The 26,561-nt window shown below is 69.0% G+C and carries 30 protein-coding genes and 2 tRNA genes; 14 read left to right on the forward strand and 18 right to left on the reverse strand.

Going from position 1 to position 26,561, the window contains the following annotated elements:
* Positions 1-54 precede the first annotated feature (54 nt).
* Positions 55-651 (reverse strand): 3-isopropylmalate dehydratase small subunit, encoded by a 597-nt coding sequence (gene leuD, locus ABTU82_RS01760; protein WP_116646340.1) that lies wholly within the window; start codon positions 649-651, stop codon positions 55-57.
* 1 nt (position 652) lies between these two features.
* Positions 653-2,146: a 3-isopropylmalate dehydratase large subunit gene (gene leuC, locus ABTU82_RS01765; RefSeq protein WP_116646339.1), complete on the reverse strand. Its 1,494-nt coding sequence runs from the start codon at positions 2,144-2,146 to the stop codon at positions 653-655.
* 350 nt (positions 2,147-2,496) lie between these two features.
* On the opposite strand from leuC, the gene ABTU82_RS01770 reads away from it, so the two are divergent.
* The 3 genes from ABTU82_RS01770 to ABTU82_RS01780 all read left to right on the forward strand — a co-directional run bounded on the left by ABTU82_RS01770 (position 2,497) and on the right by ABTU82_RS01780 (position 5,518).
* Positions 2,497-2,760: a GlsB/YeaQ/YmgE family stress response membrane protein gene (locus ABTU82_RS01770; RefSeq protein WP_116646338.1), complete on the forward strand. Its 264-nt coding sequence runs from the start codon at positions 2,497-2,499 to the stop codon at positions 2,758-2,760.
* Between the two features lie 137 nt (positions 2,761-2,897).
* Entirely contained in the window at positions 2,898-4,208 is a 1,311-nt protein-coding gene (locus tag ABTU82_RS01775) for an O-acetylhomoserine aminocarboxypropyltransferase/cysteine synthase family protein (RefSeq protein WP_407171291.1), read from the forward strand.
* Entirely contained in the window at positions 4,205-5,518 is a 1,314-nt protein-coding gene (locus ABTU82_RS01780) for an LLM class flavin-dependent oxidoreductase (protein ID WP_407171293.1), read from the forward strand. The genes ABTU82_RS01775 and ABTU82_RS01780 overlap by 4 nt, the downstream gene beginning before the upstream one ends.
* Before the next feature lie 32 nt (positions 5,519-5,550).
* Here the strand turns inward: ABTU82_RS01780 and ABTU82_RS01785 are convergent, their stop codons facing one another.
* Positions 5,551-6,630 carry a TerC family protein gene (locus ABTU82_RS01785; protein ID WP_407171296.1) on the reverse strand — a complete coding sequence of 360 codons (1,080 nt, stop codon included), beginning with the start codon at positions 6,628-6,630 and terminating at the stop codon, positions 5,551-5,553.
* A 159-nt stretch (positions 6,631-6,789) separates the two neighbouring features.
* Here ABTU82_RS01785 and ABTU82_RS01790 point away from each other — a divergent pair, with 159 nt between their 5' ends.
* Together ABTU82_RS01790 and ABTU82_RS01795 are read left to right on the forward strand one after the other, a co-directional pair.
* Complete coding sequence (locus ABTU82_RS01790) at positions 6,790-7,344, forward strand: RNA polymerase sigma factor (RefSeq protein WP_116646797.1); 555 nt, start codon at positions 6,790-6,792, stop codon at positions 7,342-7,344.
* Positions 7,341-8,456 (forward strand): DUF4349 domain-containing protein, encoded by a 1,116-nt coding sequence (locus ABTU82_RS01795; RefSeq protein ID WP_407171298.1) that lies wholly within the window; start codon positions 7,341-7,343, stop codon positions 8,454-8,456. The genes ABTU82_RS01790 and ABTU82_RS01795 overlap by 4 nt, the downstream gene beginning before the upstream one ends.
* A gap of 25 nt (positions 8,457-8,481) precedes the next feature.
* On the opposite strand, the gene ABTU82_RS01800 is transcribed toward ABTU82_RS01795, so the two are convergent.
* Complete coding sequence (locus ABTU82_RS01800; RefSeq protein ID WP_407171299.1) at positions 8,482-8,874, reverse strand: glucose-6-phosphate dehydrogenase; 393 nt, start codon at positions 8,872-8,874, stop codon at positions 8,482-8,484.
* Positions 8,875-9,013: 139 nt separating this feature from the next.
* Between ABTU82_RS01800 and ABTU82_RS01805 the strand changes: the two genes are divergently transcribed.
* From ABTU82_RS01805 to ABTU82_RS01830, 6 genes are all read left to right on the forward strand, one after another.
* A complete protein-coding gene (locus ABTU82_RS01805; protein WP_240606773.1) occupies positions 9,014-9,271 on the forward strand; it encodes a hypothetical protein in 258 nt (85 codons plus the stop codon).
* Positions 9,272-9,295: 24 nt separating this feature from the next.
* Positions 9,296-9,718, forward strand: coding sequence for a RidA family protein (locus ABTU82_RS01810; RefSeq protein ID WP_407171302.1), 423 nt, complete (start codon positions 9,296-9,298; stop codon positions 9,716-9,718).
* Entirely contained in the window at positions 9,715-10,179 is a 465-nt protein-coding gene (locus ABTU82_RS01815; protein ID WP_407171303.1) for an SRPBCC family protein, read from the forward strand. The genes ABTU82_RS01810 and ABTU82_RS01815 overlap by 4 nt, the downstream gene beginning before the upstream one ends.
* Complete coding sequence (locus tag ABTU82_RS01820) at positions 10,172-10,648, forward strand: DUF1990 family protein (RefSeq protein ID WP_407171305.1); 477 nt, start codon at positions 10,172-10,174, stop codon at positions 10,646-10,648. Before ABTU82_RS01815 ends, ABTU82_RS01820 begins: the two co-directional genes overlap by 8 nt.
* Before the next feature lie 92 nt (positions 10,649-10,740).
* On the forward strand, positions 10,741-10,908 hold the full coding sequence (locus tag ABTU82_RS01825) for a hypothetical protein (RefSeq protein ID WP_165817902.1): 168 nt from the start codon (positions 10,741-10,743) through the stop codon (positions 10,906-10,908).
* A 30-nt stretch (positions 10,909-10,938) separates the two neighbouring features.
* Positions 10,939-11,127 carry a hypothetical protein gene (locus tag ABTU82_RS01830; RefSeq protein WP_116646330.1) on the forward strand — a complete coding sequence of 63 codons (189 nt, stop codon included), beginning with the start codon at positions 10,939-10,941 and terminating at the stop codon, positions 11,125-11,127.
* Positions 11,128-11,215: 88 nt separating this feature from the next.
* Here ABTU82_RS01830 and ABTU82_RS01835 read toward each other — a convergent pair.
* Positions 11,216-11,288, reverse strand: a tRNA-Glu gene (locus ABTU82_RS01835).
* A 107-nt stretch (positions 11,289-11,395) separates the two neighbouring features.
* On the opposite strand from ABTU82_RS01835, the gene ABTU82_RS01840 reads away from it, so the two are divergent.
* Positions 11,396-12,034: an MBL fold metallo-hydrolase gene (locus ABTU82_RS01840; RefSeq protein WP_407171307.1), complete on the forward strand. Its 639-nt coding sequence runs from the start codon at positions 11,396-11,398 to the stop codon at positions 12,032-12,034.
* 167 nt (positions 12,035-12,201) lie between these two features.
* Here the strand turns inward: ABTU82_RS01840 and ABTU82_RS01845 are convergent, their stop codons facing one another.
* Both ABTU82_RS01845 and ABTU82_RS01850 read right to left on the reverse strand, forming a co-directional pair.
* Positions 12,202-12,885: an anti-sigma factor gene (locus ABTU82_RS01845; protein ID WP_407171309.1), complete on the reverse strand. Its 684-nt coding sequence runs from the start codon at positions 12,883-12,885 to the stop codon at positions 12,202-12,204.
* Positions 12,872-13,420 (reverse strand): RNA polymerase sigma factor, encoded by a 549-nt coding sequence (locus ABTU82_RS01850; RefSeq protein WP_407171312.1) that lies wholly within the window; start codon positions 13,418-13,420, stop codon positions 12,872-12,874. Before ABTU82_RS01850 ends, ABTU82_RS01845 begins: the two co-directional genes overlap by 14 nt.
* A 186-nt stretch (positions 13,421-13,606) precedes the next feature.
* Between ABTU82_RS01850 and ABTU82_RS01855 the strand changes: the two genes are divergently transcribed.
* On the forward strand, positions 13,607-14,317 hold the full coding sequence (locus ABTU82_RS01855; protein ID WP_407171315.1) for a CHRD domain-containing protein: 711 nt from the start codon (positions 13,607-13,609) through the stop codon (positions 14,315-14,317).
* A complete protein-coding gene (locus ABTU82_RS01860) occupies positions 14,314-14,964 on the forward strand; it encodes a class F sortase (protein ID WP_407171317.1) in 651 nt (216 codons plus the stop codon). The genes ABTU82_RS01855 and ABTU82_RS01860 overlap by 4 nt, the downstream gene beginning before the upstream one ends.
* A gap of 59 nt (positions 14,965-15,023) precedes the next feature.
* Here ABTU82_RS01860 and ABTU82_RS01865 read toward each other — a convergent pair whose 3' ends face one another.
* From ABTU82_RS01865 to ABTU82_RS01915, 11 genes are all read right to left on the reverse strand, one after another.
* Complete coding sequence (locus ABTU82_RS01865) at positions 15,024-15,293, reverse strand: HPr family phosphocarrier protein (RefSeq protein WP_116646326.1); 270 nt, start codon at positions 15,291-15,293, stop codon at positions 15,024-15,026.
* A 29-nt stretch (positions 15,294-15,322) separates the two neighbouring features.
* Positions 15,323-17,371, reverse strand: a complete 2,049-nt coding sequence (locus ABTU82_RS01870; protein ID WP_407171320.1) for a PTS fructose transporter subunit IIABC — start codon at positions 17,369-17,371, stop codon at positions 15,323-15,325.
* A gap of 27 nt (positions 17,372-17,398) precedes the next feature.
* Positions 17,399-18,355 (reverse strand): 1-phosphofructokinase family hexose kinase, encoded by a 957-nt coding sequence (locus ABTU82_RS01875; protein ID WP_407171321.1) that lies wholly within the window; start codon positions 18,353-18,355, stop codon positions 17,399-17,401.
* Positions 18,352-19,134 (reverse strand): DeoR/GlpR family DNA-binding transcription regulator, encoded by a 783-nt coding sequence (locus ABTU82_RS01880; protein ID WP_116646323.1) that lies wholly within the window; start codon positions 19,132-19,134, stop codon positions 18,352-18,354. The genes ABTU82_RS01875 and ABTU82_RS01880 overlap by 4 nt, the downstream gene beginning before the upstream one ends.
* Before the next feature lie 91 nt (positions 19,135-19,225).
* Positions 19,226-20,326 carry a fatty acid desaturase family protein gene (locus tag ABTU82_RS01885; protein ID WP_116646322.1) on the reverse strand — a complete coding sequence of 367 codons (1,101 nt, stop codon included), beginning with the start codon at positions 20,324-20,326 and terminating at the stop codon, positions 19,226-19,228.
* Between the two features lie 178 nt (positions 20,327-20,504).
* A tRNA-Gln gene (locus ABTU82_RS01890) sits at positions 20,505-20,576 on the reverse strand.
* A 70-nt stretch (positions 20,577-20,646) separates the two neighbouring features.
* A complete protein-coding gene (gene gltX, locus ABTU82_RS01895; protein WP_407171324.1) occupies positions 20,647-22,161 on the reverse strand; it encodes a glutamate--tRNA ligase in 1,515 nt (504 codons plus the stop codon).
* Positions 22,162-22,172: 11 nt separating this feature from the next.
* On the reverse strand, positions 22,173-23,417 hold the full coding sequence (locus ABTU82_RS01900; protein WP_407171326.1) for an MFS transporter: 1,245 nt from the start codon (positions 23,415-23,417) through the stop codon (positions 22,173-22,175).
* Positions 23,414-24,178, reverse strand: a complete 765-nt coding sequence (locus ABTU82_RS01905) for a fumarylacetoacetate hydrolase family protein (protein WP_116646319.1) — start codon at positions 24,176-24,178, stop codon at positions 23,414-23,416. The genes ABTU82_RS01900 and ABTU82_RS01905 overlap by 4 nt, the downstream gene beginning before the upstream one ends.
* A 134-nt stretch (positions 24,179-24,312) precedes the next feature.
* A complete protein-coding gene (locus ABTU82_RS01910) occupies positions 24,313-25,419 on the reverse strand; it encodes a branched-chain amino acid aminotransferase (RefSeq protein ID WP_116646318.1) in 1,107 nt (368 codons plus the stop codon).
* Between the two features lie 64 nt (positions 25,420-25,483).
* Positions 25,484-26,548, reverse strand: coding sequence for a 3-isopropylmalate dehydrogenase (locus tag ABTU82_RS01915; RefSeq protein WP_407171329.1), 1,065 nt, complete (start codon positions 26,546-26,548; stop codon positions 25,484-25,486).
* Positions 26,549-26,561: the final 13 nt, after the last annotated feature.

The raw sequence follows: 26,561 nt of genomic DNA on the forward strand, positions 1-26,561 counted from the left end.
CTCACTTGTATGGACGAGGGGCGGAAGAACCGGCCCGGGTGGGGTCGATCTGGCTTACGGAACAGGAAGTGTCCGCGGCCGCCATGCCTCGCGACGAGCCTCGAACTGCGCGATCTTGTCTTCGTTGCGCAGGGTGAGCCCGATGTCGTCGAGCCCTTCGAGAAGCCGCCACCTAGTGTAATCGTCGATGTCGAAGGCGACCTGGAGGTCGCCGATGCTCGCGCGCCGCTCACGCAGATCCACGGTCATCTCGACACCCGGCTGCGCGTCGACCGCGGCCCAGATCCGCTCGATGTCGTCCTCTGTCACGACGCCGGCCACGAGGCCCTGCTTGCCCGAATTGCCGCGGAAGATGTCGGCGAATCGCGAACTCAGCACGACCCGGAAGCCGTAATCGCGCAGCGCCCAGACCGCGTGTTCGCGACTGGAACCGGTGCCGAAATCCGGACCGGCGACGAGGATCGACGCGCCGGCGAAGGCGGGCTGGTTGAGCACGAACTCCGGATCCTGACGCCAGCTCGAGAAGAGGGCGTCTTCGAAACCGGTCTTCGTGACCCGCTTCAGATACACGGCGGGGATGATCTGGTCGGTGTCGACGGCCGAGCGCTTCAGCGGCGCGACGACTCCTGTGTGCGTGGTGAAAGCATCCATGTCAGACCTCCACCTCCGTTCCCTGGTTCTGCGTACTCGGCTCATCGGAGAGCGGGGCGAGGTCGCTCGGGCTGGACAGCGTGCCGCGCACGGCCGTCGCCGCAGCGACCAGCGGCGACACGAGGTGCGTTCGTCCGCCCTTGCCCTGGCGCCCTTCGAAATTGCGGTTCGACGTCGACGCGCACCGCTCGCCGGGTGCGAGCTGGTCGGGGTTCATGCCCAGACACATCGAGCAGCCGGCGAACCGCCATTCGGCACCGAAATCGGTGAAGATCTTGTCGAGCCCCTCGGCCTCCGCCTCGAGACGAACGCGCGCGGAACCCGGAACGACCATCACCCTGACGCCGTCAGCCTTCGTGCGACCCTCGATCACCGATGCGAAGGCGCGGAGATCCTCGATGCGGCTGTTGGTGCAGGAGCCCATGAACACCGCGTCGACCGCGACCTCCTTGAGCGGCATACCCGGAGTGAGATCCATGTACTCGATCGCACGCTCGGCCGCGGCGCGTTCGTTCGCGTCGGCGAACTGCGACGGGGTCGGCACGACGTCACTGAGCGAGACACCCTGTCCGGGGTTCGTGCCCCAGGTCACAAAGGGCTCGAGCTCGTTCGCGTCGAGGAACACCTCGGCGTCGTAGACCGCACCCTCGTCGCTCGGGAGCGTGCGCCAGTAGGCGACCGCGTCGTCCCAGTCCTGCCCCGTGGGCGCGTGATCGCGACCGCGCACGTACTCGAAGGTGATGTCGTCGGGCGCGACCATTCCGGCGCGAGCACCGGCCTCGATCGACATGTTGCACATCGTCATGCGCCCCTCCATCGAGAGGGCGCGGATCGCACTGCCGCGGAACTCGAGCACGTAGCCCTGCCCGCCGTTCGTGCCGATCTTGGCGATGACCGCGAGGATGATGTCTTTCGCGGTGACTCCGGGCTTGAGGTCGCCCTCGACCGTGATGGCCATCGTCTTGAACGGCTTCAGCGGCAGCGTCTGGGTCGCCAGCACGTGCTCGACCTCGCTCGTGCCGATGCCGAAGGCCATCGCGCCGAACGCACCGTGGGTCGACGTGTGGGAGTCGCCGCAGACGACCGTGACTCCGGGCATGGTCAGACCGAGCTGCGGACCGACGACGTGGACGATCCCCTGCTCGGCGTCTCCGAGCGAGTGGATGCGCACCCCGAACTCGGCGGCGTTGCGCCGCAGGGTCTCGATCTGGGTACGACTCGTCAGATCGGCGATCGGCTTGTCGATGTCGAGCGTCGGGGTGTTGTGGTCCTCGGTCGCGATCGTCAGATCGAGGCGGCGAACCGGTCGACCCTCCGTGCGCAGACCATCGAAGGCCTGCGGGCTGGTGACCTCGTGCACCAGGTGGAGGTCGATGTAGATGAGATCGGGCTCGCCGTTCTCGCCTTTGACCACCAGATGGTCGTCCCAGACCTTCTCGGCCAGGGTGCGCGGACGATCGGGCACGACGATGTCGTCGAAGGATGCTGTGCTCATGAACTCTGTCGTTCTCCTCGGGTGGGGATTTCGGCCCGCGATGAACTCCGCGACGAGAGAGGCCTAGATGAACGAGGTCTCGCCGCGGCCGCTAAGAAGGAGACGAGCGATCCGCACGGCGTCAGAATACCACCGCCCATCGCCCGCTCGCGGAACCTGCGCTCCTCGGAACTGCCGGATCACAAGACGAGTGATGTGTCAAGGTCTCTTCGCGAAACTCTCACCGCTTCTACAGTGAGGGACGCGTACGAAGACACGACCGGTGTCCGCAGGTGACCACCACCAGCGCCGGTCAGCGGCTTCTCACCCGGAAGTCGCGTCGCTCGTATTCAGTGAAAGGACTTCTCGCCATGGGCTTCCTCGGATTCCTCCTCCTCGGCCTCATCGCCGGCGCCATCGCCAAACTGATCCTCCCCGGCAAGCAGGGCGGCGGCTGGCTCATCACGCTGCTGCTCGGCGTCGTGGGCGCACTCCTCGGCGGATGGATCGGCAGCGCCATCTTCGGTGTCGGTGTCGACAGCTTCTTCGAGATCAGCAGCTGGCTGCTGGCTATCGGTGGTTCGATCATCGTTCTGCTGATCTACGGCCTCATCGTGGGACGCCGCAAGGCCTGACCACTCGTTTCCACGAAGGAGTCGTCCCCTCGGGGGCGGCTCCTTCGTGGTTTCCGCCGTAACACGGCGCCCCAGACTTTCGTCTGAGGACAGGGCCCGTGTCAGCCTGTTCCGATGACCAGGCAGGAGAGCGACGCATGACCGAGTCGACCGGATTCACCACGCGCCAGGTGCATGTCGCAGACGAGACGGTGTCGGCCGAGCCCCGTGCGCTCCCCATCTATCTGACAGCCGGTTTCCGGTTCAGCGATGTCGAGCACTCCGCCGACCATTTCGGCACGGGGGCCGGCTTCGGGTATTCGCGCACCGGCAACCCCACGGTCGACGCCGTCGAGCGGCGCCTGGCATCGCTCGAGGGCGGCGACCAGGCCATCCTCGTCGCCAGCGGGCAGGCCGCCGTCGTCTCGGCACTGCTGTCTCTGCTCAGCGCCGGTGATCACCTCGTCGCCGCGACGCAGATCTACGAGGGCACCCGCGGGGCCATCATCCACAACCTCGAACGCCTCGGCATCGAGACGACGTTCGTCGATGCCACCTCGCTCGACGACTGGCGGGCAGCGATCAGGCCGAACACGAAGGCGCTCTTCGCCGAGTCGCTCTCGAATGCCCGCAATGACGTGCTGGATGTCGCCGCGGTCTCGGGCATCGGAGACGAGCGTGGAGTGCCGCTGATCGTCGACAGCACCTTCACCACCCCCTACCTCCTCCGCCCGATCGAGCACGGCGCGGCCATCGTCGTCCACTCCGCGAGCAAATTCCTCGCCGGTCAAGGCTCGGTCCTCGGCGGTGTGATCGTCGACGACGGGCGGTTCGATGCGGCGAAGTCGGGCCACCTCTATCCCCACCTGACCACGGCCGACCGCCTCGGTGGCCCGAGCTACGCCGAGAAGTACGGTCGGCGAGCTCGCGGCCAGTACATCCGCGAGAGCGTTGTGCCACGTCTGGGCCCCACCCCCTCGCCCCTCAACGCCTTCTTCATCGGGCAGGGGATCGAGACCCTCAGCCTGCGGGTCGAACGCCAGAGCGCCAACGCCCTCGCGGTGGCCCGGTGGCTCGCGGCCCGGCCGGAGGTCGTCGGAGTGGACTACGTCGGATTGCCGTCGCATCCGCATCACGCACTCGCCGAGCGCTACCTGCCCCGCGGCAGCGGGTCGGTGTTCACCTTCACCCTCGTCGGGGGCAAGGTGGCGGCCAGCCACATCGCCGAGTCGGTCGAGATCATCACGCACATGACCCATCTCGGCGACGTGCGGTCGCTGATCCTGCACCCGGCCAGCACGAGCCACGCGGGTCGAACGGAGGCCGAGCGAGCGGAGGCCGGTGTATTCCCCGGCACGCTCCGCGTCTCGATCGGTATCGAAGACATCGACGACCTGTTGCGCGACCTCGGTCGCGCATTCGACAGCCTGCCGGCCTCGGCCTCTCAGCGCGAGGTGGTCGTGCTGTGACGCAGCTGCAGCACTTCGGATGGTTCCTCGCACGCGGCTTCGGACCGCACGGGTGGGGTCATCCCTACCTGGACTGGAACTACCGGTGGACGAGCCCCGACCTCTACCAGGAGTCTGCGCGCGCACTCGAGCAGGCAGGATTCGATCTCGTCATCATCGAGGACGCTCCGTCGCTCGGAAGCGCCGACACGATCGACCTCCGGGTGCGCCACGCCTTCGGAGGACCCAAACTCGACCCCCTGCTGCTCGCGCCCTACCTGTTCGCCGCGACGCAGCACCTCGGTATCGCGCCCACGGTGAATCCGGCGGCCTACCTGCCGTACACCGCCGCCCGGCAGTTCGCGACGCTGCAGCACCTCAGCGGTCACCGCCTCGGACTGAACGTCGTCACCGATACCGGCAGTGCGCGCCACTTCGGCACCGCTGCCCAGCTCGGCCACGATGCCGCCTACGACCGCGCAGAGGAGTGGCTCGCCGGCATCCGCGATCTCTGGCGCAGCTGGGACGACGGCGCCCTGCTCGAGGACACCGCGACCGGCCGGTACGCAGACGGCACGCGGCTGCGCACCGTGCGCCACCGCGGGGAGCACTTCGGTTTCGACGGCCCGCTCAACGCCGTGCCCTTCACCGATGGCGAACCTTCGATCGTCTCCCCCGGCGGCTCCGGCCGCGGTCTGGCTTTCGCCGGCGCCAACTCCGACGTGCAGCTCGCACTGGCCCCTCTCGACGAGGCCAGCATCACGGCCTACCGCGGGCGCATCCACGACGCCGCGCGAGCCGCCGGCCGCAGTCCTGACGACGTCAAGGTGCTGTTCGCGATCCAGCCCGTGATCGTCTCCTCACCGGAGGAGGCCGACCGGCTGGTCGCCGCATCCGCTCATCCCGACGATGCCGCACTGGCTCTGATCGCGCAGCGACAGTCGAGCGACCTCGAGACCGACCTCACCGCCCTCGATCTCGACAAACCGCTCGATGTCGCAATCTTCGGCGACCACGTCTCGCAGGGCAGTATCCGCCGCCTCATCGGGGCGCACGACGCCTCCGCTCCCCTCCGTCAGGTGCTCACCGCGCACGCGCGGCTGGGGCGCCTGTCGGACGGGTCGGGGTTCGTCGGCACGGCCGTGGAACTCGCCGACCGCATCGAGGAACTCGGCACCTGGGGCAACGACGGCGTGCTCCTCTGGGGCGATCTGCACCCGGTCACGGTGCACCGCATGCTCGACGAGCTCGTGCCGATCCTTCGCCGTCGCGGCATCCTCCGCTCGGAGTACACCGGCGGCGGTCTCGGGTCGAACCTGGCGGCGTTCTAGCCCCTCATCGCCCGCGCGATCGGGTCTCGCGGTCAGCGGCGTTCGTCGGGCGCCGGCGGCTGCTCCACCGTGGCGGGCGTGCCCTTCTCCTCAGCGACCGCAGCGGCGGCATCTTCGGGGGCCTGCGGCGACTTCTCGCGTGACGAGGCGATGAGGCTGGCGATCGTGGCGACGGCCATCGACAGCACGATCACCGCGAGCGAGACCCACGTCGAGATCTCGGGAGCCCACTCGATGTGCTCTCCGCCGTTGATGAACGGCAGCTCGTTCACGTGCATCGCGTGCAGCACGAGCTTCACGCCGATGAAGGCCAGGATGAACGCGATCCCGTAGTGCAGGTAACGGAGTCGATCGAGCAGGTCGCCGAGCAGGAAGTAGAGCTGGCGCAGCCCCATGAGGGCGAAGATGTTCGCGGTGAAGACGATGAACGGGCTGGTCGTTATCCCGAAGATGGCGGGGATCGAGTCGATCGCGAACAGCAGATCGGTCACGCCGATCGCGACGAACACGATGATCATCGGGGTGAACATCTTCTTGCCGTTCACGACCGTGCGCACCTTGGCGCCGTCGTAGTCGTCGCTGATGTTCACGGTGCGTCGGATGAGGCGGACGATGAAGTTCTCGCGCTTCGCGTCGTCGTCGTGCGCGTCGTCGCCGGGGAAAGCCTGACGGATCGCCGTGTACACGAGGAACGCACCGAAGACGTAGAAAATCGGGCTGAAGTTCTCGATGACGGTCGCACCGACGAGGATGAACGCGCCACGCAGCAGCAGCGCGATGATGATGCCGACCATCAGCACTTCCTGCTGATACCGACGCGGCACCGAGAACTGCGACATGATCAGCACGAAGACGAACAGGTTGTCGATCGAGAGGCTGTATTCCGTCAACCAACCGGCGACGAACTGCCCGGCGAACTCGCCACCGGCGACGATCCACATGATGCCCGCGAAGATGAGGGCGAGCGTGACGTAGAACACCACCCAGAGAGTGGATTCGCGCGTGGACGGGATGTGCGGGCGCTTGAGGATGATCAGCAGGTCGGCGACGAGGATCAGCGTCAGCACGACGAGCGAGCCGATCTCGAAAGCGAGCGGGAGTTCCAGGTCCATGACGGCCTTTCGAAGCGGGGGTGTGACGGAGGCCGAAAGTGTTGCCGGGCGAGTCTACCCCCGTGTCGAAATGGTCTGAGACGATCCCGCCGGAGGCGACACCTCTAGGTGAGAGACAATGCACCGAAGGCTGACGGATGCTTCGGGGACGGGATGCTGATGATCGACGCGATCGACGATGCCACGCTCATCGCGCGCGCCGCCGGCGGGTCGGAGGTGGCGTTCCGCACGCTCTACCGCGCCCACGTGCGGCCGGTCTACTGGATCGCGCATCGGCTGCTCGGCAACGCCACCGACGCCGAGGACGTCACCCAGGAGACGTTCGTCGTCGCGTGGCGGAAGCTGCCCGCTCTGCGCCTCGAGGGAACCTCGGCTCTGCCGTGGCTCGCGACGATCTGCCGCCTGCAGGCGTCGAACCGACTGCGCTCGAGAGCCCGAGACCGCGCGCGCACGACGGAAGTCCACGACGGCATCCCCGACACCGTCGACGTCGAGAAGCAGGTGATCGATGCAGCGACCGTCGAGGCGATCCTCCGGGAAGTGTCGGCGCTCACCCCGCTCGACCGCGAGATCTTCCGGTTGTGCACGGAGGAGGGCTACGGCTATCAGGCCGCGGCAGACCATCTCGGGGTCGCGCACGGAGTGGTCCGCAACCGTCTCTCCCGCATCCGCACCCGGGTGCGCGGCGCTGTCACCGAGACGGAGAGCTCATGAACACCACTCCCCCCACCGAATCCGCGCTCCCCGATCTCCCCGACGAGCGTGTCGAGGCGATGGAGAAGCGCGTGTTCGCGCGTATCGGTGCCGAGCGGAAGATGCAGGTGGCCCGACGGACGGTTCGTCGCCGATGGTGGGCGGGCGGAGCGGCCGCCGCGGCCGTTGTGGTGCTCGCCGCCGTGATCGCGCCCTACATCTCGGTGGGCACCACGGCGACCAGCAGCGCAGGGTCGAGCGCTGCCGACGCGACGGCCGTGGTCCCCGGGCGCGGAGTGTCGGGTGCCACCGAGGAGGGGTGGGTGTCGCTCGACGGTGCGGCCGTTCCGGGGGCGGAGCCGGGCTCAGGAGCCGCGGACGGCGCACGGGAGATCGCCACGACCGCCTCGGCGAACGTCGTCGTCGACGACGTGGCCGACGCCGCCCGCGCCATCGGCGACGACGCGGAGGCGCGGGGAGGCTACGTGGAGACGGCGAGCATCGACTCCGCCCCGAATACGCGCGGGTCTTCCGGCGGCGCCTCGGACACGATGGTCGCGCCTTACCCGTACCCCGCGGACGGTGGGTGGATCAGCGTGCGCGTGCCGTCGGATCAGCTGACCGACGCCGTCGAGGCGCTCGACGCGCTCGGGGAGGTCACGTCGTCGAGCATCGCGCGGCAGGACGTCACCGACCAGGCGATCGACCTGCGGGCACGTGTCGCCGCATCCGAGGCCTCCATCGCACGCCTCACGGAGCTCATCGGTCAGGCCCAGTCGGTCGCCGATCTCATCGCGGCCGAGTCGGCGCTCGCCGATCGCCAGGCCACGCTGGACTCCGACCGGCAACAGCTGGAGTCGCTGGAGGATCAGGTGTCGCTCTCGACGCTGACGGTGCAGCTGACCCCGGTGACGCCGACCGTCACGGCGGATCCCGCCGGCTTCGGCGACGGCATCGTCGCGGGGTGGAACGGACTCGTCGCCACCCTCAACGGCATCGTGGTGGCGATCGGATTCCTGCTGCCGTGGATCGCAGTCGTCGGCGTCATCGCGATCGTGGCATGGGGCGTGGTGCGACTCGTGCGCGGCGCGCGCGTGCGGAAGGGTGCAGCGGCAGGGCGGCCGAGCGAGTGACTCGCTCGCCGAATCCGGCGTGAGCTCAGGCCGCCCAGCCGCACATTCCGCACTCGCCGGTCGCGGTGACCTCGACGAAGCAGTTCGGACAGGTCTCTCGCTGCTTCTCCACGATCGGCTCGCGACGAGCGGCGGGCGCTCGGCGTTCGCGGATCGGTGCCGGTCGCGAGCGACCCACCGTCTCGGTCACGGGAGCGGCGAACACCGGACGGTGGTCCGCGCAGTAGAAGCGGACGAACCCGCCGTGGTCGTTCGGGTGGCGGTGCTTCACGACCCACAGCTCGGTGCGCGGCTTCGGTTCGGCCGTGGAGCCGCACGTGAAGCACCGGGTCGGTTCGCCCGGGGCGACGTCTGCGACGATCATCGGCGTCTCGAACGGGATGCTGTCGCGCCAATCGGCTGAGGAGACAACTCTCATGGGGTGGCCCTTCGTTGCGAGATGCGCGTGCGGGTGAACGCGGGTCTCTCCTACCGAGGCTAGTCGACCCGCACCGGCGCGGGTGGCAGACCTGTCAACCCGGGCCTCACGAGGACGGAACGCTCGTAGCGTCGCTCCCATGAACGCAGACAACGGCACGCCCGCGACGACCGAGACCGAGGGCCTCACCGATCCCGAATCGGTGCGCAAGGATCGCACGTACAGCCCGGCAAGCGAAAGCGAGACCGAGCAGAAGCAGGGCGAAACACTCTCCGACAACGTCGACTCCGACATCGATTCCGACCAGGTCGAGGTGGCCCCCGGCACCGGAGGCCCCGACGACGTCGGAGAGATCGAGGTCGACCCCGGCGATCTGAATCTGCCCTGGAAGGCCTGAAACCCCCCGTGGGAGGATCGGAGTATGCCGCGCGCCGTCCAGCTGATCCGATCCTCCGCCCTCTCGAACGTCGCGGAATACGCTTACGCCGCCACCGCCCCGAAGGATGCGCGCCTGATCTTCCTGGCCGGAGCGTGCCCGCTGGATGCTGACGGCGCGATCGTCGGCCGCGGAGACGTCGCCGCCCAGGCCGAGGCGTGCGTGGGCACGCTGAAGCTCGCCCTGGATGCCGCCGGCGCCACGATGAACGACGTGATCACCACGCGTGTGCTGGTCGCCTCCGCGAGACAGAGCGACCTGGTCGCGGCGTGGGAGGTCGTGCGCGACGCCTTCGGCGATCACGACGTTCCCAGCACCCTGCTCGGAGTCACCGTCCTCGGGTACACCGACCAGCTCGTAGAGATCGAATCGGTCGCCGCCGTGCTCGATGAGAGGGCACCGGTGTGACACGTTCGTTCTCGGTCGAGACGAGTTCGCAGCATCCTGTCGAGGCCCTGTTCGACCTGTCGCTCGACATCGACGCGCACGTGGGCTCCATGCGGCAGTCGGCGGAGTCCGCCGTCGAGGGCGTCACGCACGGGCGGATCGGACTCGGCGAATCCGTGACCTGGCGCGCTCGCCACTTCGGAATCTGGTTCCGCCTCACGACGAAGATCACGGCGCTCGAGAGGCCTCGCCTGTTCGCGGACGAGCAGACTCGCGGGCCGTTCCGAACGTTCCGGCACGAACACACCTTTCGCGAACGCCCCGAGGGCGGAACTGTGATGGTGGACAGGATCACCCTCGCCTCCCCCGTGCTGGGCTTCGTCATCGACCGGGCGATCCTCGTGCCCTACCTGCGACGGTTGATCCAGCAGCGCAACGCATTCCTTCTGGAGACGCTCGACGCGCGGTGCGCCGATGACTGACCCCTCCGCGACCGTCTGGCGCACCGGCGACGCGGCCTTCCGCCGTTCCGAGGTGTCATCGGCGATCGGCGCGGGCGAGGACGTGTGGGTGCGGGCCTCGGCAGACCTGCTCCGGTGGCGCGTCAAGACGCGCAGCGGCTTCGCCGTGAAAGGACCGACGCCGGTCTCGGTCGGCGATCGTCCGCTGATCCACGCGCGTGTGCTCGGCGTCACGGTGATCGAGCCCGTAGAGGTGGTCGAGGTGGTGGAGGAGCACAATCGCGTCGCTTTCGCCTACCGCACCCTCCCCGGGCATCCCGTGCACGGCGAGGAGGCGTTCATCGTCCACAGAGACGACGACGACGTCGTGCGTATCACCGTGCGATCGCTCACCGCGCCCTCCGATGTCGCGGGATGGCGCGCGGTGCACCCCCTCCTCCGCCTGGCGCAAGGCGTCGCTCGTCGCCGCTACCTTCGCGCGCTCTCCTGACACGGCCCGCACTCGCACGCGGCGCTCGTCAACCCCGCGCGGGCAGCGAGGGCCGCGGCGTAGGTTCGTGAACCCCGACAGAGGAGACAACGATGACGACCAACTCCCTCCCGCCGATCGTGCCCGGCCCTGACGACGACGCCGCGACGAACGCGACGAGAGAGGTCGAGGGCGACGAAGTGCTCGACGCCGATGCGAACGACGACGTGATCGACAGCGCCGACGCCGACCGCCTCGCCGCCACAGACCCCGACGCGTGACGCGTCGACACCCGACAGGAGAATGACACGATGACGGATACGAGCCCCCAGCGCGATGCCGACGACGCCCACGCCGACGACGGCCCCCCGACCGATGCACTCACCGACGAGGTGAAGGCCGACTCCGCGGAGAGCGTCGTCGCCGAGACGGAGGCCGGTGAGACGTCGGCCGAAGAGAACGGCGAATCGACGGCACGCGTCGAGGAACCCACCGACTGAACGCCGCACCGGCCGCGGACGCAGCGTGCGGATGCTGCGTCGCGGAACGAGAAATGCCCGTCCATTCGGACGGGCATTTCTCGTGTTGTGACCCCAGCGGGATTCGAACCCGCGTTACCGCCGTGAGAGGGCGGCGTACTAGGCCGCTATACGATGGGGCCGTTGCGACAACCGTTCAATTATGCCACGGCGATGACGGCACGGCCAAATCGAGGCAGGCCCACCCCCGGAGGTTGCCGTCCGCGGTGCGGGCGAGTTGACTCGCACCATGCGAGTGACGAAGTACGAACATGCCGCCCTCCGCCTCGAGGTCGCGGGCAAGGCCCTCCTCATCGATCCCGGTGCGTTCACCAGTCCGCTCGACGACCTGCAGAGCGTCGTCGGCGTCGTCATCACCCACCAGCACCCCGATCATTGGACCGCCGAGCACCTCGACCGGGTTCTCGCCGCGGTGCCGGGCGTCCCCATCTACGCGCCCGAGGGAGTCGCGAAGGCGGCTGCGGGCTTCGACATCACCGTCGTGCATCCCGGGGACACCGTTGCCCTCGACCCGTTCGAACTCGAGTTCTTCGGCGGAACCCACGAGGTCATCCACTCCTCCCTCCCCACGGTCGACAACGTCGGGGTTCTTGTGAACGGGCAGTTCTACTACCCGGGCGACTCCTACGCCCTGCCGAAGGGGCACGACATCGCCCTGCTCGCCGCGCCGCTCGGAGCCCCGTGGCTCAAGGTCGGCGACGCGATGGACTTCGTTCTCGCGGTGAAGCCCCGGCGCGCGTTCGGCACCCACGACATGACGGTCTCGCAGATCGGCCGCGATATGCACCGCGCTCGCCTCACCTGGGCGGTCGAGGAGAACGGCGGCGAGTTCCTCGCGCTCGACCCGGGCGACTCCACCGACCTCTGACACCTCTTCATCGCCACCCCTGAGCGAGCTCGCCTCGCACGAACTCAGGATGGATGCCTGCCGGCTCCCGCGCATCCGCAGGATTCCGGGACGCCCGCGGTCGCCTCACACCTTCCATCCTGAGTTCGGACGAGATCAGCGGGGCGACGACTCGGCTGCGGCGCCCGTCACACCTCGGGAAGATCCGCGGATGCCACCGCCCCGGTACGGGAGTCGCGGATCTCGAGACGCACGACGTCTTCCCGCAGCACCGCCGCGTTGACGCTGCAATGGATCGGCACGTTCGAGCCCAGCATCGCGCCCGCCGAGAACTCCGTACCGTCCGAACCGACGAGCACGATGGCGTACGTCACCCCGACGTCGAGTCCGGTGGCGTCGAGGATCGCCTCCGTGCCCCACGTGTGCGCGACCAGGTCGGCATCGATGGCCGCACCCGACGGTTCGTCGCGCAGGTCGACCGTCTCGAGCGCGCCGAGGGTTCCGGGAGGCCCGGTCGGGGTCGTACCGGCGGGCGGGAGGGCCACACCGACGGCCAGACCCAGGGCGAGGCACGCGGCCCCGACCGCGGGCAGGACCCACCGCCGCCGACTCGCCGATCGCAGAGGGGTGACGTTGACGGGAGCGGCGTGGGGGATGCCCGTGACCCGGTCGCGGAGCGCCGCATCCGGCTCGGTCTCCCGCCACGTCATCCCCTCGAGGTCCGCGGTCAGTCGTCGGAGCTCGGCGATCTCGCCGTCGATCCAGGGATGCTGCGCGCGGAGCGCGTCGAGCTCGCGCTGCTCGTCGGGCGACAACTCGCCGGCGACGGCCCCCGCGATCAACTCGGCGGTGCGGTCATCAGGGCTGTGCATCGGGTTCGTCCGATCCTTCGAGGTGGCCGCGGAGGGCCCGGAGTGCGTGGAAGGCGCGTGTGCGCAGGGTCGCGACGGGCGTGCCCGTCGCGTCGGCGAGCTCTTGATACGACCGCCCGTCGAGGTGCACCGCGACGACGACCTCGCGGTGGGCGTCGCTCAGCCGGGAGAGCCCCTCGACGATGCGGAGCCGCTCGAGTGGATCGCGGTCGGTCGACGGCTGCTGCTCCAGCAGGGCATCCGAGCCGATCCGCCCGAGTCGGGCGCGCGCCCGGAGGGCATCGGCCACGACGTTCCTCGCGATCGCGAACAGCCAGGTGCGCTCACTCGCCCGGTGCGGGTCGAACCGATCGCGCGATCGCCACGCGCGCAGGAACGTCTCCTGCACGCAGTCCTCCGCGAGGGCGCGGTCGCGCAACGCGTTGACGGCGAACCCGAGGAGCACCGATCCGTGGTCGTCGAATGCCCGCGACGTATCGAAGTCGTTCGGCTGCTCCATCACGCTCCCCGCGCGCATCTCGACGACTGCCGCCACGGGCTCACGCTCCTCACAGGCTAGACGACCGCACCTCCGACCGAGGTCCTGCGGGTGATACCGCGATCGTCGCCGCCGTGTTCATTCGGGCCGAGAAAAGATCGCAGCCGGCGTGAACGCCAGCGGCCTCTGCCGCGTATCCCCCTCCAACGGAGGCATCCCGCGTCCGCGTCGAAAGGTCGAGACATGTCGAACAACACACTCCCCCGCACGATCGCGCTCGGTGCCGTCGCTGCCGTGGGCCTGGTGGCCCTGGCCTCGCCGGCCCACGCCGAGACCGAGGTGGCCGAGCCCTCGTCGTTCACGAGCGCTTTCACCGTGATGGCCACGCCCGACCAGGTCATCAACAGCGACGGGGTCGTCGCTCCGGGCCAGGAGGGAGCGACCGGTTCGTTCACCTTCCGCATCAACAGCGACGAAGAGATCATCTGCTACGACATCACCCTCAACGGCGTCTCGGGCGACTACCAGAGCCCCGCCAAGACGGCGACGCACATCCACGAAGCCGCGGTCGGCAAGCCCGGCCCGCCGCGCATTGCGTTCCCCAACCCCGCACCGGTCGGCGACGGTCCTCGCACGAGCTCCGGCTGCCTGCAGGGCCCGTTCACCACGGGCATCGTGACCGACGGCGTCGACAGCGGCGAGGGCTTCTCTCTCGCTGAGGTCGAGGCGAACCCCGCCGGGTTCACCGGCGACTCGCACACGGTGGACTTCGCCGCCGGTGTCGTGCGCGGACAGCTCTCGGCCGTGCCTGTCGGCGGAGTCAGCACCGGTGCCGGCGGCACCGCGACGTCGAGCGTCGACGCTCTCGGCCTGACGCTCGCCGGCGCCGGCGTGGTGGGCCTCCTCGCGGCCCTGGGTGTCACGTCGCGGCGTCGTCTCCACGCGAGCGCGTGATCGCGGCTCCTTCCCGCATCACCGAGCGCCGCCGTGTCCGCACGGCGGTGCTCGGTTCCGTGTGCGCCGCGGTTCTCGCGACCGCCCTCGCGCTCGGCGGCTGCTCGTCTGCGCCCCGCGTCGAATCCGCTCCGTCGGGGCCGGCCGTCGCCGAGCCCACGCGCACGGCGCCTGAGGCGCCGCCGACCGCCGCAACCGTCGAGGCGCTCGCACCCGCGAGCGTGCGGATCCCCGCGATCGAGCTCGACGAGCCGCTGATCGACCTCGGCATCACCGACAAAGGCGACATGGAGGTGCCGGAGGACTTCGACGACGTCGGCTGGTTCACCGGAGGCGGTCGCCCCGGGGGCCGAGGCCCCACGGTGATCGCCGCGCACGTCGACTCCCCCACCGGCCCCGCCGTCTTCCTGCGCCTTGAGCAGCTGGCGCCGGGCGACACCGTGGAGGTCACCGACACGGCGGGAACGACGTTCTCCTACGTCGTCACCGAGGTGGCTGATTATCCGAAGTCGGCGTTCCCCACCAGCCGCGTCTTCGGGGCGGTCGCCGACGACGAACTCCGACTCATCACGTGCGGCGGCGTCTTCGACACGGCGGCGGCCTCCTACGTCGACAACCGCGTGGTCTACGCCGAGCGCACCGCCTGACCCCGCAAACGACGGATGCTGCGGACCCACGTGGGTCCGCAGCATCCGATCCGTTCGTGCTACTGAGCGTCGAGGTCGGTCTCGAGCAGGGTCACCAGCTCGTCGAGCGCCTGGTCGGCGCCCTCGCCCTCGGCCTTGAGCGTCACCACGGTGCCCTTGGCAGCGCCGAGGCCCATGAGCGACAGGATGCTGCCGGCGTTCAGGTCGGCGCCACCGGCGACGGCGATCGTCACGGGAATCTTCTTCTCCTGGACGGCCTGGACGAAGAGCTTCGCGGGACGCGCGTGCAGCCCGGAGCTGCTGGCGATGGTGGCCTGACGTTCTGCCATGGTGCTTCCTTCCGATGGGTGTATATCGATCATGCCGGAACGGCGGCGAGCTGCGGCGCTTCGGCGTCGTTCAGCTCCTTGCGGCCGACCCACTTCTTCAGCGCGACCACGATGAGGGCCGACACGACGGTGCCCGCCACGATCGAGATGAGGAAGCCCCAGAACGGGTTGATCGCGAAGAACACGAAGAGCCCGCCGTGGGGGGCGTACGACTGCACCGCGAAGGCCATGCTGAGTGCACCCGTGACCGCGCCGCCCACCATCGAGGCGGGGATGACGCGCAGCGGGTCGGCAGCAGCGAACGGGATCGCACCCTCGCTGATGAACGACGCGCCCAGCAGCCAGGCCGCGACACCGTTCTCGCGCTCGACCGGGGTGAACGACTTGCGTGCGAGCACCGTGGAGGCCAGCGCCATGGCGAGCGGCGGAACCATGCCCGCCGACATCACGGCGGCCATGATCAGGTACGGCGCGGTGTTGTCCACCGTGGCGGCGGCGAGTCCGGCCGTCGCGAACGCGTAGGCGACCTTGTTGACCGGTCCGCCGAGGTCGAAGCACATCATGAGCCCGAGGATGACTCCGAGCAGCACGGCGCCGACGCCGCTCTGCGACATCGAGGTGAGCCAGTCGGTCAGCACTGTCATGAGCGCGGCGATCGGGCGACCGAGGAAGAGCACCATGAGTCCCGAAGCGAAGATCGATCCGAGCAGCGGGATGATGACGACCGGCATGAGACCCCGAAGGAAGCGGGGCACGTCGAGGCGTCCGAGCCACCACGCGATGAAACCCGCGAGCAGACCACCGATGATGCCGCCGATGAACCCGGCGTTCATCAGCACGGCGACCGCACCCGCGACGAATCCGGGGGCGATACCCGGACGATCGGCTATCGCGAACGCGATGTAGCCGGCGAGGGCGGAGACGAGGAAGCCCATCGACGTCGCACCGATCATGAACGCCACCGACCCGAGGTACTGCCCGAGGGGTCCGATGGGCGAGGTGATGTCGGTCGTCGGGAGATCCCACAGCGAGTTCTGGGTGATGACCGTCGCGGCATTGGTGGTGACCTCAAAGCCGCCGAGCAGGAAGCCGAGCGCGATGAGCAGACCGCCACCGGCGACGAACGGGATCATGTAGCTCACACCGGTCAGCAGGATGCGCTGGATGCGCGCGCCCCACGACACCGGGGCCGTCTCGGCGGCGGCCGAGGTCGCCTCCCCCGTGACGCGTGCAGCGTTCGGGTTCTTCGCTGCGGCGATGGCCTCGGCGATGAGCTGCCTCGGCTGCTCGATACCCCGTTTCACGCCCGAACGCACGACCGGCTTGCCGGCGAAACGCTGGGGTTCGCGAACGTCGACGTCGGTGGCGAAGATGACCGCGTCGGCATTGTCGATCACGCTCTGCGGAAGAGCCTTGTAGCCGCTCGAGCCCTGGGGCTCGACGATGAGATCGACGCCCTCCTCTTTACCTGCAGCCGTCAGCGCGTCGGCCGCCATGAAGGTGTGCGCGATACCCGTGGCGCACGCGGTCACGGCGACGATACGGGTGGGCGAGGATTCCGGCGACGCTTGGGCGCGGGCTTCCGCGCGGGTCGGTGCCGGAGCCGGCTCCGCCGCCGAAGCGGGCGCGGGCTCGATCGCGGCGCTCACGATACCGACCGCCTGCGCGGGGGTCGACGCCGATCGCAGACCCGCCATGAAGTCGGGGTTCATGAGGCTGCGCGCCAGCTGCGACAGCACGGCGAGGTGCGCCTCGTCGGCCCCCGCAGGGGCGGCGATGAGGAACACGATGTCGGCCGGGCCGTCCGGTGCGCCGAAGTCGACCCCGGGGCTCAGCCGGGCGAAGGCGAGCGTGGGCTCGGTCACCGATGCGCTGCGTGCGTGCGGGATGCCGATTCCGCCGGGGAGACCGGTCTCGTCCTTCTCCTCGCGCGCCCAGGCGTCGGCGAACAGCTCATCGGCGTCACGCGCCCGACCGTTCGCGACGACGCGTTCGGCGAGGGCCCGGATGACGTCGGCTTTGCCGTCGCCCAGCGGCACGTCAAGGCTGACGAGCTCAGGTGTGATGATGCGGGACATGTCATGACCTCCGTGGTCAGGGGTGGATCAGTGTGCGGGGACGAACGGGAGAACGCGGATGCTTCCGGGAGGAAGGTCTGCGGGGGTGGGGGCCTGGGTTCCGGGCAGCATGGCTGCGGCAGCGCCGTACGCGACCGCGTTGGCGAGACGCTCGGCGGGCGCCGCGCCGGCGACATCGGCGAGGAGATAGCCCGCCAGCGAGCTGTCGCCCGCACCGACGGTGCTCACCACAGCGATCTTCGGAGCGACGGCGCGCAGCACCTCGTCGCCGGTGACCAGAAGGGCCCCCGCACCGCCGAGGGTGACGAGTGCGGCGGCGACGTGGGAGGGGACGACCGTGCGTGCCCGCCGCACGGCCTCCGAGACCAGATCGACGTCGCCCGACGGATCTTCTCGCACGAGCGCGGCGAGTTCCTCGTCGTTGGGCTTGATGAGGTCGGGGCGCCCATCGCGCACGACAGCCTCGAGCGCGGCTCCGGAGGCGTCCACCGCGACGCGGGGCGCACGATCACCCCACGCATCGCGCACGGCGCGGATGACGTCGGTGTAGAAGGTCTCCCCCGCCCCCGGAGGAACCGACCCGGCCAGCACGAGCCAGTCGGCGTCGGCGCAGGCCTCGACGACCGCCGCGGTGAGCTCGGCGGCGCCTCCTGCGTCCATCACCGGTCCGGGGAGGTTGATCTTGGTGGTCGTGCCCGCCGGGTCGGTCACGGTCAGATTCGCACGCACGCGCCCCGCAGAGGCGACCGCCCGCACGGGGATACCGGTGGCCGCCAGCAACTCGCGGTACGGATCGTGGTCGCCGACCGGAACGACGGCGAGCGTGGCCCTCCCCGCGGCGGCGATGACCCTGGCGACGTTGACGCCCTTGCCCCCGGCGTCCTCCCGCGCGTCGGTCGCGGACTGCACTTCGCCGACCGCGAGCGGAGCAGACAGCGTGACGGCGCGATCGATCGACGGATTCGCGGTGAGGGTGACGATCATGCGACCCACACCTCCGCCCCGGCGTCGCCGAGCGCGTTCGACAGACCGCTTTCGGGAGCCGCATCGGAGACGAGGTCGTCGATGTCGGTGAGCCCACCGAAACGAACGAGCAGCTCCGCTCCGAACTTCTCCGCGTCGGTGACGACGACCACTCGCCGCGCCGCCGCGATGATCGCGGCCTTCACGGCCGCCTCATCGGGATCAGGGGTGCTCAGTCCGAAGCCCTCGCTGAGGCCGTTCGTACCGACGAAGGCGACGTCCGGTCGCAGATGGGAGATCGCGGCGACCGTCTCTGCGCCGACCGCGGCGGCCGTCAGGCCACGGATGCGCCCGCCGATGACGGTCAACCCGAGGTCGGACCCGGCGAGATCGTGGGCGATCGTCATCGAGTGCGTGACGATCTCGGCGCCCCCACGGGAGTTTGCGAGGTGGAGCGGGAGGGCGGCGGCGACGGCCGCCACGGTCGTTCCCGCGTCGAGGTAGACCGATCCGCGGAATCCGGCGTCGAGGAGTGCAGCCGCACGCCGGCCGATGGCCTGCTTCGCGTCGCCCTTGCGCAGCGCGCGCTCAGACACCGGTGTTTCGACGGTGCTCCCTCGGTCTGTCGCGACGGCGCCGCCGTGGACACGACGGAGCGTGCCCGCCTCTTCGAGAAGCGCGAGGTCGCGACGGATCGTCTCGGTCGTCACGCCGAAGCGGGTCGACAGGTCGACGACGCCGACGCGGCCCTCTTCGCGCAGCAGTCGCTCGACGAGCTCTTGTCGCTCCATTGCGTACATCGTGGTCCTCCCGATGGAATTCCCACACAGTACAACAGATACGCAGATAAAGCCACACGCACCCACGGACGCGGTGAAACGGCGTTCGCCCTCAGCCCTGCGCTCCGATCGCCGCTCGTTGCTGCACGAGAGGACAGGCGAAGGCATCCCGCTCCCCCAGCCCCACGCGATTGATGTAGCGCGTGACGATCGCGTACGAAGTGAACAGACCCACGCTCGTGTACGGCACGCCCTTCTCTGCGCAATACGCCGCGATCAACGGGGCGGCTTTTCGCAGATGGGGGCGCGGCATCGAGGGGAACAGATGGTGCTCGATCTGGTAGTTGAGACCGCCGAGGAGCACGTCGATGATTCTCCCGCCACGGACGTTGCGGCTCATCAGCACCTGGCGGCGCAGGAAGTCGAAGGTCGCGTCGCGCGGCACCACCGGCATGCCCTTGTGGTTGGGCGCGAACGACACACCCATGTAGAAACCGAACAGTCCGAGCTGCACGACGAGGAACACCGCCGCGATGCCGGGCGAGAGCACGAGGAAGACGATCACCGCGAAGCCCCCGAGCCGTACGAGGAGGAAGGCGATCTCGACCCAGCGACGAGCAAGATGCTCGCGGGTCACCACCCGGCGCAGGCCGGACGCGTGGAGCGCGACGCCCTCGAGCAACAGGATCGGGAAGAAGAAGATCCCCTGATGCGATCGGAGCCAGCGCAGGATCGGACCCCGGGGAGTCGCGGCCTCCTCCGCAGTGACGGCGATGACGGGAAGGTCGATATCGGGGTCGGCGTCGATCTTGTTCGGATTCGCATGGTGGCGCGTGTGCTTGTGCTGCCACCAGCCGTAGCTCATCCCCACGAACAGGTCGCCGAGGATGAGGCAGATCCAGTCGTTCCACTTGCCCGAGACGAAGATCTGGCGATGCGCGGCATCATGCCCGAGGAAAGCGATCTGGGTGAAGACGATGGCGAAGCCGGCAGCGGTGAACAGCTGCCACCACGTGTCGCCGATGAAGAAGAAGGCCACGATGCACCCGGCGAGGACGACTGGTGCGAGCACGAGCTTCGTCCAGTAGTAGCCGTAGCGGCGCCGGAGGAGCCCGCTCTCGCGGACCCGCTGCGCGAGTTCGGTGAACTCGCTGGTTCCTCGGCCCGCGCGATCACGGAGCGGGGAGGGGCTGACCGTTCTCATGCCGGTCATGAGTGATCCCGGGAGCGTCAGGCGGCCGCGAAGCGCGTCGGGCGCAGCCTCTCTGGGGAGATGTACGAAGTTTTCATGACGGCACAGTACGCCCCCAGCCTGGGCGCCTCACAGGCTGGGCGACACCCGCCGTCGGCACCAACGAAAAAACCCCGCCGGAGCGGGGATTTTCTTCCAGCTGGGGTACCTGGACTCGAACCAAGAACAACGGTACCAGAAACCGCCGTGTTGCCAATTACACCATACCCCACCGGGCTGCGACCGAAGCCGTGCCGAGGATCAACTCTAGCCGACGGCGGCGGTCGCGCCAAACCGAGACGCTACTGCGCCAGATGATCCACGAGTGCGCCCAGGCGTCGGATCGATTCCGCCTTGCCGAGCAGCTCCATCGACTCGAAGAGCGGAGGCGAGATTCGCCGGCCCGTCAGCGCGACGCGCGGCGGTCCGTAGGCCACACGCGGCTTCAGCCCCAGCTCGTCCACCAGTGCCCGCGAGAGGGCATCCTGCACGCCCGCGGCGGTGAACTCCTCCGCCGGCACGAGCTCGAGCGCACCGACGCACGCGACGAGCACCTCACCGGCGTTCGCGGGCAGACCCTTGAGTGCGTCCTCCTGGTAGGTGATCTCGTCGGTGAAGAGGAAGCCGAGCATGCCCGGCACGTCACCGAGCATCTGCACGCGCTCCTGCACCAGCGGAGCGGACGCCGCGATCATCGCAGTCTCTTCGGGGGTCGGAATCGCCTCGATTACACCATCCTGGGCGAGGTAGGGCACGATCCGCTCGGCAAAGTCCGCAGCATCCAACATGCGGATGTGGTCGCCGTTGATGGACTCGGCCTTCTTCTGGTCGAAGCGCGCCGGATTCGGATTCACGTCTGCGATGTCGAAGGCCGCGACGAGCTCGTCGAGCGAGAAGACGTCGCGGTCGGCGGCGATCGACCACCCGAGGAGGGCCAGGTAGTTCAGCAGACCCTCGTGGATGAAGCCCTTCTCGCGCTGAAGGAAGAGGTCAGCCTTCGGGTCGCGCTTGGAGAGCTTCTTGTTGCCGACCTCGCCGAGCACGAGGGGCATATGCCCGAAGCGCGGCACGAAGTCGGTGACACCGGCATCGACGAGTGCGCGGTAGAGGGACAGCTGCCGTGCGGTCGACGGCATGAGGTCTTCACCGCGAATCACGTGGGTGATGCCCATGAGCGCGTCATCGACGGGGTTCACGAAGGTGTAGAGCGGCACTCCCCCGGCACGGACGATCACGAAGTCGGGGAACGACCCCGCGGGGAAGGTCACCTCACCACGGATCAGGTCGACGTAGGTGAGGTCCTCATCGGGCACGCGCAGACGCCAGGCCGGCTCACGGCCCTCGGCGCGGAAGGCCGCCTTCTGCTCGTCGGTGAGGGTGCGATCGAAGTTGTCGTATCCGAGCTGCGTGGCCCGCCCGTTGGCGACGTTGCGCTCGTCGATCTCCTCGGCGGTCGAATAGCTCTCGTACACGACGCCGGCTTCGACGAGCTTCGCCAGCACGTCGCGGTAGATCTCGTGGCGCTGCGACTGCCGGTAGGGGGCATGCGGGCCGCCGACCTCGACACCCTCGTCCCAGTCGATCCGCAGCCAACGGAGCGCGTCGAGGAGCTGCGCGTAGCTCTCCTCGCTGTCGCGCGCGGCGTCGGTGTCTTCGATGCGGAAGATGAGCTTGCCGCCGTGGTGCCGGGCGTACGCCCAGTTGAACAGAGCCGTGCGGACGAGGCCGACGTGCGGCAGGCCGGTGGGGCTCGGACAGAAGCGGACGCGGACGTCGGCTCCCGTAGCGGTCGTGGTGCGGGGATCGGGTGTAGACATCGCGCTCCAGCCTAGTCGCGGGAGGGGCGCCCCCATCGAGCGAGCATCGTCACCAGAGCGACGAGCACCAGCGCGCACCACGCCAGTCCGTCATAGCCGATCGCAGCCAGAGCGACGCCGGCGAGCACCGAGCCGACGGCGGCGCTGAGAGTCATGACGGTATCGCTGAGCCCCTGACGGCGCGGACGTCGTTCGGTCGGTGTCGATTCGGTCAGCAGGGCGGCGCCGGCGACCGTCGCGGCGCTCCAGCCGAGGCCGAGAAGGAGGAGGGCAAGCGTCACTCCCACCTGCGAATGGGTGAAGAGCGCCGCGCACACGAGGGAGGCGGCGAGGATCGCCTGCCCGAGGAGAACCACGGGCAATCTTCCGATGCGATCGGCGAGCCACCCGAACAGCGGCGAGAGGCCGTACATCCCGAAGACGTGGACGGCGATGGTGATGCCGACGGTGGCGGTCACCTCGCCGCCCGAAGACAGATGCGCCAGGTGCACCGGGGTCATCGCCATGACCGACGCCATCACCACGTGGCTGCCCGACACGGCGAAGATCGCGTATCGCGCAACGCGGGGACGGTCGACCGCGTCGATCCGGCTGGCCCCCGCTCCTCCCGAGCGCTCCAACCTCTGCGCCCACAGCAACGGGTCGGGGCGGAGCGCGACGAGGTACAGCGCGAGGGCGGCTCCCTGCGCGGCGAACGAGAACAGGTACGAGCCGGTGAGCGCGGGCATGCCGACCATCCGACCGAGACTCTCGCCCGGACCGACCAGCAACGGACCGGCGACGCCGCCGACGGTCGTCGCCCAGACCACGACGGAGAGGTCGCGCGCGCGTCTTCGGTCGGTGGCGAGGTCGGTCGCTGCGAACCGGGATTGAAGGTTCCCGGCGTTACCCATTCCGATGAGAACGACGCCCGCCAGCAGCAGCGGGAATGATCTGACCACCGCCGACGCGACGACGATCGCAATACCGACCAGCGCGAGGGTGTTGCCGAGGGTGAGCGCGAGCCGCCGGCCGCGCCGAGCCGCCAGACGCGCCAGCGGGATTGCGGCGAGAGCCGCGCCCAAGGTCACCGACGCCGTCGCGAAACCCGACAGCCCGTCCTGGCCCGAGAGATCGGCGGCCAGCAGGGCGCCGAGCGACACGGTCGCGCCGAACGCCACGCCGCCGAGCACCTGCCCGGCCGCCAGCACACGCACCGTGCGGCGCTGTGCGCGCTCGATGTCTGCCGTCAGCGGCGTCCCCGCCGCTGCGCTCATGCGTCGCGCGCGGGGTTTCGGAGGATGCCGAGACCGGTGATCTCGACCTCGACCACGTCGCCGGCTCCGAACGCGCCGATCCCGGCCGGGGTTCCGGTGAGGATCACGTCGCCGGGCAGCAGTGTGAATGCCGCCGAGGCGTAGGCGATGACGTCGGGGATCGAGTGGATCATGTCCGAGATCGGCGCCTGCTGCACGACGTCGCCGTTCAGGCGTGTCGTGAGAGTGGCGGATGCGGCGTCGAAGTCCGTCTCGATGGCCGGGCCCAACGGGCAGAACGTGTCGAAGCCCTTGGCTCGCGCCCACTGGCCGTCGCTCTTCTGCAGGTCGCGGGCGGTGACGTCGTTGGCGATCGTGTACCCGAAGACGTAGTCGAGAGCCTGAGCGGCCGGCACGTTCTTCGCGATGCGTCCGATGACCACGGCGAGTTCGCCTTCGTAGTCGGTGCGCTCGGACTGCGGCGGACGCACGATCGAGTCGTTGGGTCCGATGACCGCGGTGTTCGGCTTGAAGAAGAGCAACGGCTCCTTCGGAGCCTCACCGCCCATCTCGGCGGCATGATCGGCGTAGTTCTTGCCGACGCAGACGACCTTCGACCGAGGGATCACCGGTGCGAGAAGGGCTACGTCGGCGACGGGCACGCGCTCCCCCGTTGTCTCGTACCCGGCGAACATCGGATCGCCCGCGAGCACGACGAGCTCCGTTCCGTCGACGATGCCGTAGCGGATGGCGTCCTGGTGGCTGAAGCGTGCGATTCTCACCCGCCCAGCCTACTCAGGCGGCACCACGGCCGCCCGCCCGGACGCTTCCACAGGCTCAGCGACCGGGTGGGCGGCCGGGCACCGAGCGCAGCCGGCCCCTGAGCTCGTCGAAGGGGCAGGCTGCGCTCGGAAGGTCAGGCGTCGAGACGCAGCATCCAGCCGTGCTTGTCTTCGGCGCGGCCGTACTGGATGTCGGTGAGCTCCTGGCGGAGCTCGAGGGCGAGTGTGCCCGTCGGCTGCTCGTCGAAGAAGTCGCGGCCCTTGAGCACCCCGATCGGGGTGACGACGGCGGCGGTGCCGCAGGCGAACACCTCGGCGATCTCACCGGAGGCGACGCCCTCGCGCCACTCGGTGAGCGAAACGGCGCGCCCCTCGACCTTGTGGCCGCGATCGATGGCGAGCTGCAGGATCGAGTCGCGCGTGATGCCCTCAAGGATCGACTCGGACTGCGGCGTGACGATGCGGCCGTCCTTGTAGACGAAGACGATGTTCATGCCGCCGAGCTCCTCGACGTTGCGAGCCTCGTCGAGGAAGACGACCTGGTCGCACTCGTGCTCGTAGGCCTCCGCCTGCGGCAGCAGGCTGGCGGCGTAGTTGCCGCCCGTCTTCGCCGCACCCGTGCCACCCTTACCGGCACGGGCGTAGTCTTCGCTGAGCCAGATCGAGACCGGCTTCACACCGCCGGTGAAGTACGCACCGGCGGGGCTCGCGATGACGTAGTAGTTCACCTTGTGCGCGGGGCGCACGCCGAGGAACGCCTCCTTGGCGAACATGAACGGGCGCAGGTACAGGCTCTGGTCGTCGCCGGAAGGCACCCACGCGCCGTCGGCGGCGATGAGTTCACGCAGCGACTGGATGAAGTACGGCGCGGGCAGCTCGGGAAGTGCGAGACGACGAGCGCTGCGCTGAAGGCGGCGGGCGTTCTGGTCGGGGCGGAAGGTGTGGATCGATCCGTCGGCGTGGCGGTAGGCCTTGATGCCCTCGAAGACCTCCTGGCCGTAGTGGAGCACGGCCGCGGCCGGGTCGAGCGCGATCGGGCCGTACGGCGAGACGCGCGGGCGGTGCCATCCGCCGCCGACCGACCAGCAGATGTCGACCATGTGATCGGTGAAGCTCTTGCCGAAGCCGGGGTCGGCGAGGATCGCCTCCCGCTCCGACGCGCTCTTCGCGTTCAGGTTGCGGCGGACGAGGAACTCGAGCGGGTCGAGTCCGGTGTCGGGATCGGTGTCGATGGTAGTCATGTGACGTCTGCTTTCATGCCGGGGTACCGCGGCGGAGATCGGCGGGCGGACCCGCGCATTCAGATTACGCCCGGAGGCGTTCGACGATGGCGTCGCCGATCTGCATCGTGGTGCGAGGAGAGTCGTCCCTCGCCGCGATATCGTCTTCGGCCGCGCGGGTCACGCGGGCGGCCTCGTCGGAGAGCCCGAGGTGATCGAGCAGAAGCGAGACGGAGAGGATCGCGGCCGTGGGGTCGGCCTTGTTCTGTCCTGCGATATCGGGCGCTGATCCGTGAACGGGCTCGAACATCGAAGGGAACGCGCCGTCGGGATTGATGTTCCCGGATGCGGCGAGACCGATGCCACCGGTGACGGCGCCGGCCAGGTCGGTGAGGATGTCTCCGAAGAGGTTGTCGGTGACGATCACGTCGAAGCGGCCCGGGTTCGTGACCAGGAAGATCGTCGCCGCGTCGACGTGCAGGTAGTCTACGGCCACGTCCGGATGCTCGGCCCCGACGGCGTCGACCAGGCGCTTCCAGAGGCCACCCGAGTTCACCAGCACATTCGTCTTGTGCACGAGCGTCAGCTTCTTGCGGCGACGCTCGGCGAGCTCGAACGCGTACCTCACCACCCGCTCCACCCCGAAGGCGGTGTTGACGGAGGTCTCATTCGCGATCTCGTGCGGCGTGCCGACGCGGATCGAGCCGCCGTTGCCCACGTACGGCCCCTCGGTCCCCTCACGGACGACCACGAAGTCGATGTCGCCGCGCGCGGCCAGCGGCCCGGGAGCCCCGGGGTAGAGCTTGGACGGACGGAGGTTGACGTAGTGGTCGAGCGCGAAGCGCAGACGCAGCAGCAGGCCGCGCTCGATGTTCGCGTCTTTCAGACGCGGGTCTCCGGGGGTGCCCCCCACCGCGCCCAGCAGGATCGCGTCGTGCGATGCGATCTCGGCGAGGTCTGCATCGGTGAGGGTGTCGCCGGTCTCGAGGAAACGCCCCGCGCCCAGAGCGAACCGCGTGCGTTCGAACGTGACGCCCGTGCCTGCGGTCACCGCATCCAGCACCTTCTCCGCCTCGGCGATGACCTCGGGACCGATTCCGTCACCGGGGATCACGGCGAGCTTCACGACACGCGACGGCGTAGTTTCCACGGGGGTGTGCTCC

It is taken from the genome of Microbacterium deferens (assembly GCF_045517775.1).
Classification (GTDB): Bacteria; Actinomycetota; Actinomycetes; order Actinomycetales; family Microbacteriaceae; genus Microbacterium.

Coding starts and splice junctions, on each gene's coding strand:
- ABTU82_RS01820 (WP_407171305.1), top strand. CDS start 10,172: ATGACTGACCCCTCCGCGACCGTCTGGCGCACCGGCGACGCGGCCTTC.
- ABTU82_RS01865 (WP_116646326.1), bottom strand. CDS start 15,293: ATGGCAGAACGTCAGGCCACCATCGCCAGCAGCTCCGGGCTGCACGCG.
- ABTU82_RS01805 (WP_240606773.1), top strand. CDS start 9,014: ATGAACGCAGACAACGGCACGCCCGCGACGACCGAGACCGAGGGCCTC.
- ABTU82_RS01910 (WP_116646318.1), bottom strand. CDS start 25,419: ATGACTACCATCGACACCGATCCCGACACCGGACTCGACCCGCTCGAG.
- ABTU82_RS01800 (WP_407171299.1), bottom strand. CDS start 8,874: ATGAGAGTTGTCTCCTCAGCCGATTGGCGCGACAGCATCCCGTTCGAG.
- ABTU82_RS01880 (WP_116646323.1), bottom strand. CDS start 19,134: ATGTACGCAATGGAGCGACAAGAGCTCGTCGAGCGACTGCTGCGCGAA.
- ABTU82_RS01870 (WP_407171320.1), bottom strand. CDS start 17,371: ATGTCCCGCATCATCACACCTGAGCTCGTCAGCCTTGACGTGCCGCTG.
- ABTU82_RS01840 (WP_407171307.1), top strand. CDS start 11,396: ATGCGAGTGACGAAGTACGAACATGCCGCCCTCCGCCTCGAGGTCGCG.
- ABTU82_RS01900 (WP_407171326.1), bottom strand. CDS start 23,417: ATGAGCGCAGCGGCGGGGACGCCGCTGACGGCAGACATCGAGCGCGCA.
- leuD (WP_116646340.1), bottom strand. CDS start 651: ATGGATGCTTTCACCACGCACACAGGAGTCGTCGCGCCGCTGAAGCGC.
- ABTU82_RS01770 (WP_116646338.1), top strand. CDS start 2,497: ATGGGCTTCCTCGGATTCCTCCTCCTCGGCCTCATCGCCGGCGCCATC.
- ABTU82_RS01785 (WP_407171296.1), bottom strand. CDS start 6,630: ATGGACCTGGAACTCCCGCTCGCTTTCGAGATCGGCTCGCTCGTCGTG.
- ABTU82_RS01775 (WP_407171291.1), top strand. CDS start 2,898: ATGACCGAGTCGACCGGATTCACCACGCGCCAGGTGCATGTCGCAGAC.
- ABTU82_RS01810 (WP_407171302.1), top strand. CDS start 9,296: ATGCCGCGCGCCGTCCAGCTGATCCGATCCTCCGCCCTCTCGAACGTC.
- ABTU82_RS01790 (WP_116646797.1), top strand. CDS start 6,790: ATGATCGACGCGATCGACGATGCCACGCTCATCGCGCGCGCCGCCGGC.
- ABTU82_RS01885 (WP_116646322.1), bottom strand. CDS start 20,326: ATGACCGGCATGAGAACGGTCAGCCCCTCCCCGCTCCGTGATCGCGCG.
- ABTU82_RS01875 (WP_407171321.1), bottom strand. CDS start 18,355: ATGATCGTCACCCTCACCGCGAATCCGTCGATCGATCGCGCCGTCACG.
- gltX (WP_407171324.1), bottom strand. CDS start 22,161: ATGTCTACACCCGATCCCCGCACCACGACCGCTACGGGAGCCGACGTC.
- ABTU82_RS01845 (WP_407171309.1), bottom strand. CDS start 12,885: ATGCACAGCCCTGATGACCGCACCGCCGAGTTGATCGCGGGGGCCGTC.
- ABTU82_RS01855 (WP_407171315.1), top strand. CDS start 13,607: ATGTCGAACAACACACTCCCCCGCACGATCGCGCTCGGTGCCGTCGCT.
- ABTU82_RS01825 (WP_165817902.1), top strand. CDS start 10,741: ATGACGACCAACTCCCTCCCGCCGATCGTGCCCGGCCCTGACGACGAC.
- ABTU82_RS01830 (WP_116646330.1), top strand. CDS start 10,939: ATGACGGATACGAGCCCCCAGCGCGATGCCGACGACGCCCACGCCGAC.
- ABTU82_RS01795 (WP_407171298.1), top strand. CDS start 7,341: ATGAACACCACTCCCCCCACCGAATCCGCGCTCCCCGATCTCCCCGAC.
- leuC (WP_116646339.1), bottom strand. CDS start 2,146: ATGAGCACAGCATCCTTCGACGACATCGTCGTGCCCGATCGTCCGCGC.